The organism is Streptomyces sp. NBC_00287, assembly GCF_036173105.1.
GTDB lineage: Bacteria > Actinomycetota > Actinomycetes > Streptomycetales > Streptomycetaceae > Streptomyces.
Genome location: NZ_CP108053.1, coordinates 2714506 through 2728059 on the forward strand (window position 1 = coordinate 2714506; position 13554 = coordinate 2728059).

Annotated in this window: 13 protein-coding genes; 11 read left to right on the top strand and 2 right to left on the bottom strand. The window is 70.2% G+C overall.

The window, feature by feature from the left end:
* Positions 1–71: 71 nt before the first annotated feature.
* The 4 genes from OHT76_RS12385 (at position 72) to pspAB (ending at position 4839) form a co-directional block, all read left to right on the top strand.
* Entirely contained in the window at positions 72–332 is a 261-nt protein-coding gene (locus OHT76_RS12385; protein WP_328870843.1) for an SCO2583/SCO2584 N-terminal domain-containing protein, read from the top strand.
* Positions 333–483: 151 nt separating this feature from the next.
* Positions 484–3216 carry a substrate-binding domain-containing protein gene (locus OHT76_RS12390; protein ID WP_328870844.1) on the top strand — a complete coding sequence of 911 codons (2733 nt, stop codon included), beginning with the start codon at positions 484–486 and terminating at the stop codon, positions 3214–3216.
* 115 nt (positions 3217–3331) lie between these two features.
* Complete coding sequence (htpX, locus tag OHT76_RS12395) at positions 3332–4240, top strand: zinc metalloprotease HtpX (RefSeq protein WP_328870845.1); 909 nt, start codon at positions 3332–3334, stop codon at positions 4238–4240.
* An 11-nt stretch (positions 4241–4251) separates the two neighbouring features.
* Positions 4252–4839: a PspA-associated protein PspAB gene (pspAB, locus tag OHT76_RS12400; RefSeq protein WP_328870846.1), complete on the top strand. Its 588-nt coding sequence runs from the start codon at positions 4252–4254 to the stop codon at positions 4837–4839.
* A gap of 7 nt (positions 4840–4846) precedes the next feature.
* Here pspAB and OHT76_RS12405 read toward each other — a convergent pair whose 3' ends face one another.
* The gene (locus tag OHT76_RS12405) at positions 4847–5122 is read right to left on the bottom strand and encodes a hypothetical protein (RefSeq protein ID WP_328870847.1); all 276 of its coding nucleotides are present in this window, start codon (positions 5120–5122) and stop codon (positions 4847–4849) included.
* Between the two features lie 195 nt (positions 5123–5317).
* Here OHT76_RS12405 and OHT76_RS12410 point away from each other — a divergent pair, with 195 nt between their 5' ends.
* Positions 5318–5824 carry a DUF1269 domain-containing protein gene (locus OHT76_RS12410; protein WP_328870848.1) on the top strand — a complete coding sequence of 169 codons (507 nt, stop codon included), beginning with the start codon at positions 5318–5320 and terminating at the stop codon, positions 5822–5824.
* Positions 5825–5918: 94 nt separating this feature from the next.
* Positions 5919–7106, top strand: coding sequence for a winged helix DNA-binding domain-containing protein (locus OHT76_RS12415; RefSeq protein ID WP_328870849.1), 1188 nt, complete (start codon positions 5919–5921; stop codon positions 7104–7106).
* Between the two features lie 361 nt (positions 7107–7467).
* Here the strand turns inward: OHT76_RS12415 and OHT76_RS12420 are convergent, their stop codons facing one another.
* Positions 7468–7776: a hypothetical protein gene (locus OHT76_RS12420; RefSeq protein WP_328870850.1), complete on the bottom strand. Its 309-nt coding sequence runs from the start codon at positions 7774–7776 to the stop codon at positions 7468–7470.
* A gap of 234 nt (positions 7777–8010) precedes the next feature.
* Here OHT76_RS12420 and OHT76_RS12425 point away from each other — a divergent pair, with 234 nt between their 5' ends.
* From OHT76_RS12425 to OHT76_RS12445, 5 genes are all read left to right on the top strand, one after another.
* A complete protein-coding gene (locus OHT76_RS12425; RefSeq protein WP_328870851.1) occupies positions 8011–8373 on the top strand; it encodes an arsenate reductase family protein in 363 nt (120 codons plus the stop codon).
* Positions 8374–8447: 74 nt separating this feature from the next.
* Entirely contained in the window at positions 8448–9524 is a 1077-nt protein-coding gene (locus OHT76_RS12430) for a hypothetical protein (RefSeq protein ID WP_328870852.1), read from the top strand.
* 117 nt (positions 9525–9641) lie between these two features.
* The gene (locus OHT76_RS12435) at positions 9642–10313 is read left to right on the top strand and encodes a hypothetical protein (protein ID WP_328870853.1); all 672 of its coding nucleotides are present in this window, start codon (positions 9642–9644) and stop codon (positions 10311–10313) included.
* 307 nt (positions 10314–10620) lie between these two features.
* Positions 10621–11649 carry a glutamine synthetase gene (gene glnII / locus OHT76_RS12440; protein WP_328870854.1) on the top strand — a complete coding sequence of 343 codons (1029 nt, stop codon included), beginning with the start codon at positions 10621–10623 and terminating at the stop codon, positions 11647–11649.
* A 66-nt stretch (positions 11650–11715) separates the two neighbouring features.
* On the top strand, positions 11716–13506 hold the full coding sequence (locus tag OHT76_RS12445; protein WP_328870855.1) for a HEAT repeat domain-containing protein: 1791 nt from the start codon (positions 11716–11718) through the stop codon (positions 13504–13506).
* The last annotated feature ends 48 nt before the right edge of the window (positions 13507–13554 follow it).

The window sequence follows — 13554 nt, forward strand, 5'->3', positions numbered from 1 at the left end:
CGTTCCTGTTTCTCAGGGCGGGGGCGTCGTCGTATCGTGGGGGTACTGCTGTTCGAGAAGGGTTAACGGGGATGTCCGAACAGGGCGACGGCGAGCGGGAGTTCGACATCAAGTGGGCGGACGCCGCCGCGCACAAGGAGCCTTCCGCGCGGGCGCGGATGCTGGCGGCGCGGTGGAAGGAGAATCCGCCCGGGCCCGTGCCGTTCCGTGGTGATCCGGATCCGGTGCGTCACAGTCGGCGACGGTCCTGGATATCCACCGCCGTGGTGCTGGGGAGTGTCGCGCTGATCATCGTGCTGCTCGGGTACAGCGGCTTCCGGGCGGGTTATTAAGAAGCGGTTTCTTTGGAAAGCGCTCTAGTCAATCCCCGTGCCTGCCAGGGGTATTGGGCTGCATGATGTTGCTGAGCCTCTTGGGCGATTCGCTTCGCAGTCCGCCTCACGATCGGTTGGTCCGGTGGCAGTAGCCCGTACCCGCACAGCGATGATCTTCACGGCCCTTCCAGTGGAGTACGAGAAAGTCGAACGCCATCTCGAGGCGGCCGGCGCGACGCGCTCCGGTCCCGACGAACTCGACGGCGGTACGCGCGCGGCCGTCTACGAGCTGAGCGGCCGGGTTCCCTGGCGCGTGTATCTGGCCAAGACCGGGACCGGCAACACCACGACCGCCACGGCGGTGAGCAGCTGGCTGGCCAAGGTGCAGCCGCAGGCCGCCTTCTTCGTCGGTATCGCCGCTGGTCGCAAGGACGCCGTTCCCAGGGATGTCGTCATCGCCGAGACCGTGTACGAGTACCAGCGGGGCAAGCAGTCGGAGCAGGGATTCCACGCCCGCCCCAGGAGCTGGGAACCCCCGGGCGAGGTCCTCAGCACCGCGGAACAGGTGGCGGACCAGCTCACCCCGCTGATCACCGGCAGCATCCATGTCAAGCCGATCGCGTCCGGGGACACGGTGATCGACTCCCCGCACGCCCCCGAGCATCGGATCATCCGGACTCATTACGAGGACACGGCGGCGATCGAGACGGAGGGCGCCGGCTTCGCCCGGGCGGTCCAGAGCCGTGCGTCCACGGGGCTCAAGTGGCTCGTCATACGGGGGATCAGCGACCTGGCGGACGGGCACAAGAAGGGTCTGGAGGCGGCCGGCGGGCAGCAGGACGCCGCGCTCAACGCGGCGCACGTGGCCGTCCGTATCCTCCTCGCGCTCGACATCGAGCCGTCCGCTCAGCCCGCTCGCTCCACCGCGACCCTGTCCTTACGGATGCCCCGGAAGCCGGGCAAGCCTCCGTCGAAGCCCAAGGCGAAGGTCGATCCGGGCCCCCGGCCGCAGAGAAGGCCGGTCGCATCCGGGCCCGGCCGGCGTCGGCTGCTGTGGGGAGTTCCGCTGGTCGCCACGGCGACGATCCTCGCGGTCGTGGCCCTGCAGTCCTGCGGCAGTGGTGGCTCGACGGGCGACGACGACAAGCCGCCCGCCGCCTCCCTCCCGGCCTGCGACAAGGCCGACACCGCACTGCACATCGCCGCTTCCGTCGACAAGTCGGAATCGCTGCGGCGCGCCGCGGAGGACTACGGTCCCCGGAGCGGTGGCGGCGCATGCGTGGAGGTCGTCATCGACGACAAGAACTCGGGCGAGGCGATGCGGGCGCTGGCCCGGGGCTGGGGTGAGAACGACGGGCCGCGACCCGACGTATGGTCGCCGGCCGGGGGCGCGTGGCTGTCGTTGGCCCGGGCCAACGCGAAGGACGAGACCAAGGGCCTGTTCCCGGAGCAGGCGGAGCCGATCGTCACGAGTCCGCTCACCATCGCCATGCCGCGGCCGATGGCCGAGGTGCTGGAGTGGCCCGAGAACGGGTTCAGCTGGAGCGAGCTGGCCGACTGGTCGAGAAACGCCAAGGACTTTTGGGGCGAGAAGAACCGAGACAAGTCGGAGTGGGGGGACTTCAAGCTCGGCAAGACCAATCCCGAGTACTCCACCTCCGGACTCAACGCGACCATCGGTGCCTTCTACGCCGCGACCGGCACCAGCGCGGAGCTGAGCGAGGCACGCCTCGACGACTCCGGCAACCGCGCGTTCATCAAGGACATCGAGCAGTCCGCGGTGCACTACGGCGACACCACGCTGACCTTCACCGCCAATCTCCGCCGGGCCGACGAGACGAGCGAGGACAAGGCCATGTCGTACATCTCCGCCGTCACGCTGGAGGAGAGCACGGTGGCGGCCTACAACGCGGGCTACCCCTGTGGCGCGCTCAGTGATGAGAAGGTATGCGAGAAGACCACCAAGCCGAGAACGCCTCTGGTGTCGTTCTATCCGACGGACGGAATCCTGTTCTCCGACCACCCCTACATCAAGCTGAACAACGGCATGGGCAAGGCGAAGGAGGCGGTGGCGGACGACTTCCTCACCTACCTGCACTCCCCCGAGACCTTCGCCCGTGACTTCGCGCCCTACGGCTTCCGCACCCACGAGCGTGCGGTCCCGAAGAACTCCCCGCTGCTCAACCAGGCCAACGGAATCCTGCCGAAAACGGAACTCGACCCCCTGTCCACGCCCCAGGACGACGTCCTCAAGCACCTGCTGGACATCTGGCCGGCGGTGCGCCGGCCGGCCAATGTGCTCCTCGTCATCGACACCTCGGGGTCGATGAACGACGAGATCCTGAGCACGGGGGAGAGCAAACTGCAGCGTCTGAAGCAAGCGGAGACCGAGCTGTTCAGTGAGTTCACCGGGTCGGACAAGGTCGGGCTGTGGAAGTTCTCCGACGCCGAGGACCTGGGTGGCGGAACGGACTTGGACTACCGGGAACTGGTCCCGCTCGGCCCCTACCACGGGAAGGTGCCCGAGCTGCTGTCCGAGAACTTCAGTGCCCTGGAGGCGGAGGGCGCGACCGGCCTCTATGACACCCTCGACGCGGCGACCGAGGCCATGCGGGCGAAGTACGACCCGAAGGCCATCAACGCGATCGTCCTGCTCACCGACGGCCGCAACGAGGACCGCGGCAGTCTGACCGAGGACGAGCTGCTGCGGCACATCGGGGACACGTCACAGGATCTGGTGCGTGTGTTCACCATCGCCTACGGCAGCGAGGCCGACGAGCGCGACAAGGAGGGCAGAAGCGTGCTCGAGCGGATCGCGGACGCCGGCAGCGGGCAGGCGTACAACGCACGCGATGCCAAGACCATCGAGAAGGTGATCACCAGCGTGATCTCCAACTTCTGACGACCGGGGGCGCACCAGGAGCCTTTGCCTGCCCCAGGACCGGCCACAACCGCCTCATGGCGGACCCGGGTGCACACTGGCAGTGGGACGAGTGCCTGACTGCGGGGTGAGGCAGATGCAGAGCCGATTCCGGAGCGATCGGGGGCTGACCGCCCGTATGGGCGTCACCCTGTTCCTGCTCGGACTGCTGTACGTGGTCTTCGTGGGCGCGCTGATCGTGTTGCTGAAGTCGTGGGTGCTGGTCGTGGTGGTCGCCGCGGGGTTCCTCGGGGCGCAGTACTGGTTCTCCGACCGGGTCGCGCTCTTCGCGATGCGCGGGCGGGTCGTGGAGCGAGAGGAGTATCCCGAGCTGCACGGCGTGGTCGACCGGCTGAGCACACTGGCGGACATGCCGAAGCCGGTGGTCGCCGTATCCGATATGGACATGCCCAACGCGTTCGCCACCGGGCGCAATCCCGATCATGCCGTGGTGTGCGTGACCACGGGGCTGCTGCGGCGGCTTCAGCCGGAGGAGCTGGAGGGTGTGCTGGCGCATGAGCTGTCGCATGTGGCGCACAAGGATGTCGCCGTGATCACGGTTGCCTCGTTCCTCGGGGTGATCGCCGGGTTGATCGTGCGGTTCGCCTTCTACAGCCAGTTGTTCGGTGGCGGGCGGCGGGATCAGAACACCGCCGTCGTCTTCGCGACCGTGATGGGGGTGTCGGCGGCCGTGTACGCGATCAGCTTCCTGTTGATCCGGGCCCTGTCCCGGTACCGGGAGCTGGCAGCGGACCGGGCGGCGGCGCTGCTCACCGGGCGGCCCTCGGCGCTGGCCTCCGCGCTCACCAAGGTCTCCGGCGACATCGCCCGTATCCCCAGCAAGGATCTGCGTACGGCACAGGCGTTCAACGCCTTCTACTTCACTCCGGCGCTGGGCCGCGAGCCGGGCTTCGCGCGGCTCTTCTCCACCCACCCGAGCCTGGAGCAGCGGATCGACCAACTGGGGCAGATCTCCGCCGAGTTGGGTGAGGCGACGGCTCCCTGAGGGGCGTGAGCATGGGACTGCTGGACATTCTGCTCGGCCGTACGAAACCGGTCGCGCCCGATCTGGACCGGCTCTTCGGGCTGCCGTCGGCGGCCGTGACCCTGGAGGCCGCCACCGGCTTCGTGCCGACCGGGAGCGGGGCCGTGTGCTTCGCCACCGTCGAGGGCGCCGTCTTCGAGCAGACGCACCGGGAGGTCCAGGCGCTGCTGGACGCGGACGCCGAGCGCGACGGACCGCCGGTGCGGCTGACCCGGGACGGCTACGGCTACTCCTGGCTGGTCTCCGAACGCACCCCCGACCAGCTCCCTCAGCTGGTCAACGACCTGCACGCGGTGAACAGCTCGATGGAGGTCAATGGCTTTGGTCCGCAGCTGCTGTGCTCCCTCGCCGGCTTTCGGAACCCGGGCGAGGACCGCGCGCTGGCGCTGGTCTACCTCTACAAGCGCGGCACCTTCTACCCCTTCGCGCCGCTGCCCGGCGAGGGGCAGCGGCGCGACAACGCGCTCGAACTCAGGGTGAAGGCAATGCTGGGGAACGATCTGCGGCTGGAGGAGGACCTCAGCCGCTGGTTCCCGGTGTGGGGCGCCCCCGGGCTGTGACCGGCACTCAGCTGTTGCGGCCGCGATCCTGACGGCGGGACTCCATGGGCCGCTCGCGGCGGTAACGGCGCTCCCACTTGGCCTGCATGTCACGACGCTCCCGGTACGCGCGGTAGTCCGACGGCATCGAGCCGGATCCGCCGCCCGACCGGGGGGTCGGCGACGCGTCCCGCCCGTACCGCACGTACAGGAAGAGCACGGCGACGGCGGCGAGCCAGTAGAGAGGGTTTCCGAATCCCATGACAACCAGGACGACGGTTCCGGAAAGAACGATGGTGCCCATGACGGCCTCCCCTCCGTGGGCGTGGGTGGCTGAGATTAGTCCAGGCTAGGGAGCCGAGCGCTCGGCGTGCATCCCCTTTTCCATCGGCCTAGAGTCGGATCGATTGCGCAAATGCCGCAATACGGTCGTACCGGGAATTCCATACAGGAAATTCCGTACAGGAAATTCCGTACAGGAAACAAGAGGTGCCCCAGGATGAGCGATCTCTTCGTCATCGCCTACAACGACGTCGCCACCGCGAACCAGGTCCGCGAGAAGCTGTTCGAGCTGTCCAAGCAGCATCTGGTGGAGCTGGAGGACGCGGTGGTCGTCGAGCGCCACCAGGACGGGAAGATCAAACTGCATCAGGCGGTCAGCCACACGGCCGTCGGCGCGGCCGGGGGTGCGTTGTGGGGCGGTGTGATCGGGTTGCTCTTCCTGGCCCCGCTGCTCGGCGCGGCGGTGGGCGCGGCGGCCGGTGCGGCCGGGGGCGCGGTGACCGACACGGGCATCAACGACGACTTCATGAAGAACCTCAGCGAGAATCTGCGGCCGGGGGCCGCCGCGCTGTTCGTGCTGGTGAAGAAGGCGGCCGACGACAAGGTGATCCCGCAACTGACGCCGTACGGCGGCAAGTTGGTGCAGACCTCGCTTAGCAAGGCGGACGAGGACCATCTGCGGGAGGCCATCGCGGTGGGGTCGCGGAAGACGCAGTCCGCGTGACTGCGTCGGCCTGAGCTCGGACGTCCGGACCGGCCGGGATTGTCAGTGGCTTCCGTCAAGATGCAGTTACGGCTGTGACGGGTGGAGGTCGGACATGGGTGGCGACGGGCTGCGGTACATCGGGGTGGCCGAGCGGCGGGCGCGGCTGGCGGTACGGCATCGGCTGGCCGGGGAGGCCCGGGCGGGGAGCCCCGAGGAGGTCGCCGGGTCGCTGGTGGCGCTGCACGGTACGGATCCGGCGACGGTGTTTCTCGCCGTGGGTGCGCGGCTTGCCGATCCGGTGAAGACCGTCGGCGCGACGGAGCGGGCGCTGTACGAGGACCGTTCGCTGGTGCGGATGCATGGCATGCGGCACACGGTGTTCGTCTTCCCGACCGAGCTCACCGCCGTCGTGCACGCGTCCACCGGGCTCGCGGTGGCGGCCCGGGAACGCGCCTCGCTGGTCAAGGACATGGCGAAGGCGGGGGCGCCGGACGCGGAGTGGCTGCGGGAGGTTGAGGCGTCGGCTCTGTCCGCGCTGGCGCGGCGCGGGGAGGCGACGGCGGCCGAACTGGCCCGGGACGAGCCGAGGTTGCGGGAGCAGTTCGCGTACGCGGCCGGGAAGAGTTACGAGGGGGTGCACACCGTTTCGTCGCGGCTGCTGAGGGTGTTGGGGGTCGAGGGAAAGGTCGTACGGGGGCGGCCGCTCGGCTCCTGGACCTCGACGCAGTTCCGCTGGGCGCCGGCGCCGGAGCATCCCGAGCTGGATCCTGCCGGGGCGCAGGCGGAGCTGCTGCGGCGGTGGCTGACGGTGTGCGGGCCTGCCACGGAGGCGGATCTGAAGTGGTGGACGGGGTGGCGGGTGACCGAGGTACGGCGGGCGCTGGCGGCGATCGGGGCGGAGGCGGTGGGGCTGGAGGAGGGCACGGGGTACGTCGTCGCCGGTGACGCCGGGCCGGTTTCGGAGCCGGGGCAGCCGTGGGCGGCGCTGTTGCCCGGGCTGGATCCTACGGCGATGGGATGGCAGGGGCGGGATTGGTATCTGGCGCCTTCGCTGCGGGCGGCGTTGTTCGACCGGAGCGGGAATGTGGGCCCGACGGTGTGGTGGGACGGGCGGGTGGTCGGGGGGTGGGCCCAGCGCGCGGACGGGGAGATCGTGTGGCGGGTGCTGGACCCTGCCGGGGTGGGGCAGGAGGCGGAGGCAGCGATCTCGGCCGAGGCGGAGCGGTTGCGGGGGTGGGTGGGGGCGACACGGGTGACTCCGCGGTTCCGGACGCCTCTGCAGCGGGAGTTGGCGGGGTGAGGGCTGGGGGTGATCGGCGGCTGGAGCGGGCTGCGGTGCGGGTGGGGTTGGTGTCGCTCACCCGCGCTGGCGGGGTGCCGCCCTCTTTGGCAGCGGGCGCCGCCCTGCGGCACGACCGCTCGCAGCTACGGCGGTTGAGTGGGAGCCGACTGCCGGGTGGGCATCGCCCGCGGCGCGCGGCTGCCCGCAGCTATGGCGGACACGGCGGGCCGGCGGCGTGAGCTCTTGGCATTGCTCAGGCGATCTCAGCCCGTCCGGCGTTTGAGGACGAGGCCCCTTCAGGGCCGAAGCGGGGGTCTGGGGGCGCAGCCCCCAGGAGCGGGTGCCCCCTGCGCGCGCAGGAAGGCACCCGGCACCGACCTCACCGGCTGTAGCGCATGAACGCCCGCACCATGTGGCACGTCGTGTCCGACGGGGGATGTACGCCGATCAGTTCTGCCGTGTCGCGGATTGTTTCGTTGCGGGCCTGGTTCGGGACGTAGATGCCCGAGTCGAGGAGGGCTATGGCGAGGCGCATGGCCTTGAGGCGGCGGTTGTGGGTGACGTACCAGTCGCGGGGGCGGCCGGGGGGCAGTGGGCGCTTCTCCAGCGGTGCGTACGGCAGGTCCAGCAGGACTGGGCGCTTCGCGGTGGACTGGGTCGGCTTCGGCTTCAGTGCGGCAGCGGGCACAGGCATCCTCCTGTCGCGGTCAGGGCGCCGTCGTCCGGACGCTCCGGCGACACCCTCGAACACTGCTCCCAGTCTACTGCCCACCACTGACAATCAGCAGAGCGCCTGCATCATCAAACTCCCTGGTGGGGAAGGATATTGGCAGCCCGTCACCAGCGATCAGGGAGAGGCTCCTGGGGCGGCATTAATTCGAACAGAGCCGCCCTCCGTCCGGCACCGCTTACCGTGTTCGCCATGGAGATCTGGATCAACCCCGCCTGTTCCAAGTGCCGCAGCGCCCTCACCCTCCTCGACGCCGAGGGCGCCGACTACACCGTCCGCCGCTACCTGGAGGACGTTCCGAGCGAGGACGAGATCCGTGCCGTACTGGAGCGACTCGGGCTCGAACCGTGGGACATCACCCGCACCCAGGAGGCCGTGGCCAAGGAGCTCGGGCTGAAGGAGTGGGCGCGGGACGAGGACACGCGGGAGCGGTGGATCGCGGCGCTGGCCGCACACCCCAAGCTCATCCAGCGCCCCATCATCACCGCGGACGACGGCACCGCGGTGGTGGCCCGCACCGAGGAGGCCGTACAGGACGCGCTGTCCCGAAAGTGACGTCCCCGTACGGTTGTTGACGGTATGTCACTCGGCGTGAGCGGGGGCCTCACATGCTGTTACCCTCCGCCGCCATGACATTCGGTGACCAGGGAATTCCGTACGGACAGTCGGGAACGCCGCACGGGCCACACGGCGGGCAGGAAACGCCGTACAGCAAACCAGGGACGCCCCAGGGGCACTCCGGGGCGCCTTACGGCGATGCGGGTGGGCTCCCCGGGCAGCCGCACGCCCCCTACGGTGAAGCGGGTGGGTTCCCCGGGCAGCCGCACGCCCCTTACGGCGAGCCGGGCGCGTTCCAAGTCCAGCCACAGCCGCCTTATGAGCAGCCAGGACCGGCGCACTACGGATACCCCGCCCCGCCCGACCCCCACGCCGCCTGGGTCGCCGCCGAGCAGGAGCGGATACGGAGGCGGCGCGGGCGACGCGTGGCGGCCGGAGTGACCGGCGGGATGCTGGCCGTGGCCGTCGCCGCCGGGGCCCTGCTGCTCACCAGCGGCGGTGACGGCGAGGACCCGGCGGCAGCCTCGGACTCGACCCCGAGTACCACCTCCGAGCCGTCCGCCTCCCCCACAGTTCCCCGTGTAGACGTCGGCATGCCGTCCAACGCCCCGAGCGCGCTGCCCTCGCTCCTGGCACGACCGATCATCAGCCCGGAGCAGGCCTTCCCCCAGGAGACCGTGACACTCAAGGACGGTTCGACCTACGAGCGCGTCGACTGGGCGACCACCACGGACTGCGCGTACGGGATGTCGCAGGAGCTGGCCGAGCTGATCGAGCAGGGCGAGCCGTGCGCGCGGATGACCGCGGCCCTGTTCACGGACGCGGACCGGCGCTCGCAGGTGACGGTCTCCGTGCTGACCTTCGAGCGCGTCGAGGACGCCTCAAGGGTGTTCATGATGGCCTCGATGGACCCGGTGGCCTATCAGGTCGTGTCGCTCGACCCGCCGCCGGAGGCGGGGCTGCCGACCGTGCCGCCGGGGTCGTCCGGGGTGTTCCAGCGGCTGATGACCGTGCGGTCCGTGGTGTTCGCCAACGGGCAGTGGGGCGACGGCTCCGCGACGCGCGAGGAGGAGATCACCCGGCAGACGCAGGGGCTGCTTCAGCACGTCAACGACACGGTGGTGGCCTACGAGGACGGGGACGACTGAGCGCCCTCAACCCCCTTGTGACACAGGTCACTTCAGTGACTCCTGTAACCCCTGAGTAACTTCGTTCGGTATCTCGTACATAGCGGCGTACAGCACCCCACCTCCCAGGAGGCGCGTATGTCACGCCGGAGAACGCTCAGTACGAAGAAGAAGATCGCGCTGCTCGTCAGCGCGGCGACCGTGGCGGGCGGTGGTGCCTTCGTCATGGCGAGCACATCGAACGCCGCGCCGCCGAAGACCGCCGCGGAGTCGACTGTCTGCCAGGGCCTCGCCACCGCGCTCGGCAACAACGAGCGGTTCATCGAGGGCCAGCGGGCCAACCCCGACGCCCAGTCGCAGGCCCGGATCACCAACCGCGAGGCGGTCATCGCGCAGATCAAGGTCCAGCAGGAGGCGTCCGGGTGCGTCGTCGGGGAGTCGGCTCAGGGCTCCCAGGCCGCGCAGCCCGCCGCGCCGCCTGCCGAGGCGAGTCAGCCCGCCGAGGCCGAACAGCCCGCCGCACCCCCCGCCGAGGCGGAAGAGCCGGCCCAGCCCGGCTCCGGACAGCAGGTCTGCAACGGCTCCACCGTCACCCTCTCCGGTGAGGGCGGCGCCCCCGCCGCGTCCAGCAACCAGTTCCCGGCCGGCACCAAGCTGAAGGTCACCAACCTGGACAACAACAAGTCCACGACGGTGGAGGTCACCTCGGTCTCCGGCTCCTGTGTCCTGCTGAACAACGCGGCCTTCGAGCAGGTCCGCGAGCCCGGCAAGTTCCTGATCCGCCGGGCCGTGATCGAGAAGGTGGGGTGAGGCCCGGTCCCTGAGGCACCGAGAAGTACGTGTCGGGCGACCTGCTGCTCCCACCGGGGGCAGCAGGTCCTCCCGCTTTTCAACCCCATCGCATACGAGTCCGGCCCGCGCACCCTCATCAGCACCGCGCGCCCCTCACAGCGTGAGTCGCACCACAGCACTACCAGGTAACACGGGGTTCACATTCGAGCAATGATCGGGAAATCGCCTGTTGACAGGCTCGCGGGCAACAGGAGCGGCGCCCCAGTGCCGCAGCGCCGCAGCACCCGCAAGTGCGCCTAGAGACCCACCCCGAAGGATGTGGCCCGTGAGCTTCAAGGCTGAGTACATCTGGATCGACGGCACCGAGCCGACGGCCAAGCTGCGTTCGAAGACCAAGATCCTTGGCGACGACGCAAAGGGCGCCGAGCTGCCGATCTGGGGCTTCGACGGGTCCTCCACGAACCAGGCCGAGGGCCACGCCTCGGACTGTGTGCTCAAGCCGGTCTTCTCCTGCCCGGACCCGATCCGCGGCGGCGACGACATCCTGGTGCTCTGTGAGGTCCTGAACATCGACTTCACCCCGCACCCCACCAACACCCGTGCCGCGCTGACCGAGGTCGCCGAGAAGTTCGCCGCTCAGGAGCCGATCTTCGGCATCGAGCAGGAGTACACGTTCTTCAAGGACGGCTACCCGCTCGGCTTCCCCAAGGGCGGCTTCCCGGCCCCGCAGGGCGGCTACTACTGCGGTGTCGGCGCCGACGAGATCTTCGGCCGTGACGTCGTCGAGGCCCACCTCGACAACTGCCTCAAGGCGGGCCTCGCGATCTCCGGCATCAACGCCGAGGTCATGCCCGGCCAGTGGGAGTTCCAGGTCGGCCCGGTCTCCCCGCTGGAGGTCTCCGACCACATGTGGGTGGCCCGCTGGCTGCTCTACCGCACCGCCGAGGACTTCGGTATCGCCGCCACCCTCGACCCGAAGCCCGTCAAGGGCGACTGGAACGGCGCCGGCGCGCACACCAACTTCTCCACCAAGGCGATGCGCGAGGGCTACGACGCGATCATCACCGCGTGCGAGTCGCTCGGCGAGGGCTCCAAGCCGCTCGACCACGTCAAGAACTACGGCGCCGGCATCGACGACCGTCTGACCGGTCTGCACGAGACCGCCCCGTGGAACGAGTACTCCTACGGTGTCTCCAACCGTGGCGCCTCGGTCCGTATCCCGTGGCAGGTCGAGAAGGACGGCAAGGGTTACATCGAGGACCGCCGTCCGAACGCCAACGTCGACCCGTACGTCGTGACGCGGCTGATCGTCGACACCTGCTGCTCCGCCCTGGAGAAGGCCGGCCAGGTCTGATCCCCCGGATCCCCTGAAGGGGCGCCCGCCGTCAAGGTGGGCGCCCCTTCTGCGTATCGTGCGGCCATGGAGACCGACGGCATACCGGACGTGGGCGATCTGCTGCGGGACATGGAGTCCGACGACCCGGCCGTGCGCGAAGCCGCGCTGGAGTGGCTGGTCTCCGCCGCGTGGCGCGACGACGACTTCGTCGTGGCGACGGCGCGCGCGGTGCCTGAGCTGGCCCGGCTCGCCCGTGAACTGCCCGGTCACCGGGCGGAGTTGCTGAAGCTGCTCGGCGACCTCGCGGACCGCACCGACCTGCCCGACGGCGCCGGACCGGCACGGCGGGCCGTCACCACCGAGCTGCCGTCCCTGCTGCCCTACGCGCACGACACCGACCCCGACACACGCCACGCCCTGTTGTCGGCCGTTGTCGCGTGCCGCCACCAGGACGCCCTGCCCCTGCTGCGGGCGCGCCTCGCGCAGGAGCCCGACCCGGTCGTGCGCGGCCATGTGGTGACCGCGTTGGCGCTGCTGGAACCGGACGCGGGCGACTGGCGGCACGCACTGCTCACCGACCCCGAGCCCCGGGTGCGGCTCGCGGCCGCCGAGGATCTGCTGCGTACGGCCGAACTGCCCTTGCCCGGGGACCTGGTGGACATCGGCGCGCGGGCGTACGCGGCCGACCCGCACGAGCGGCACCACGGCTGGCCCGTGCCCTATACGCCGTTCACCGCCCGCCTTCTGGAGGACCCCGAGGCAGCCGTGCGCGCCCTCCCACACGGGGTGCCGCTCGTCTTCGACATCGTCGGGCGCTGGCGGGACCGCGAGGCGGACGTACTGCCGTGGGCGCTGGGCGAGTTGGACGAATGGGGGCTTCAGGAGCTGGCGCAGATGGCCTGCGTGCTGCCGCCGGAGCTGCACGCGCGTGTGCGGGACCATGTGCGGCCGTATCTGACGGGGGACCCCCAGGTGCGGGCGGCGGGCGTCAACGCGCTGGCCCGCGCGCACGCGCCGGAGGCGATCGGGGAGGCCGTACGGCTGGTCCACGAGAGCGCGGGTCCGCCGCCCGGGCCGTACCAGGTGTTCCGGGCCGTCGTGGCGGTGACCGAGACCTTCGGGGCCGAGGCGCTGCCGGTGGCGCGGGCGGTGGCCGATGCCATGGCCCGGCGGCCCGAGGAGATGTCCCCTTATCTGACGGGGGTGTTGGCGGAGTACCCCGAGGTGGCGGCGGAGATCGTCGAGGAGCTGGCCGCGCTGGTGCCGCGGCTGACGGGCGGGTACGCGGGGCCCGCCGTGGACGTGCTCGGGCAGCTGGGTCCGGCGGGCGGCGAGGTGGCCGAGCGGGCGCTGCGGGAGGCGACCGGGATCGACCACGCCGACCTGCGGATGAGCGCCGCGCTGGCGCATCACCGGGTGAGCGGGGACCCGGGGGTGGCCCTGGCCGTCCTGCGCCAGGAGTTGGAGCACGACGAGTCGTCCTTTCCGGCGGGCCGCGCCGGTCGGCTCGGGCCCGCTGCCGCGCCCCTGCTGCCGCTCATCGAGCCCTTCCTCGCCCCCGCCCGGATCCCCGCCTACCGCGCCGAGGCCGCGCTCGCCGTCTGGCGCATCACCGGCCGCACCGAGGACACCGTGGAGCCCATCGCCCGCCCCCTGGCCTCCGCCGAGCGGTTCTATCCCCGGGAGTTGTACGCCGTGGAGGCGCTCACGGAGATCGGTCTGCTGCCTCGGTTCGCCGAGGCCCCGCTGCGGCGGGTGGCCGAGTCGCCGCGCCGGGTCGCCTCCGCCGTGATGAACACCGAGGGCAGACACCTGGACTACACCGTGCGGGACGCCGTACGGAAGCTGCTGGCGACCGCCGAGGTGATCTGCTGACGGCAGAGTCCCGTTCCCTCCCGGCCCCGAGCAGGGCAAAGTCACCCC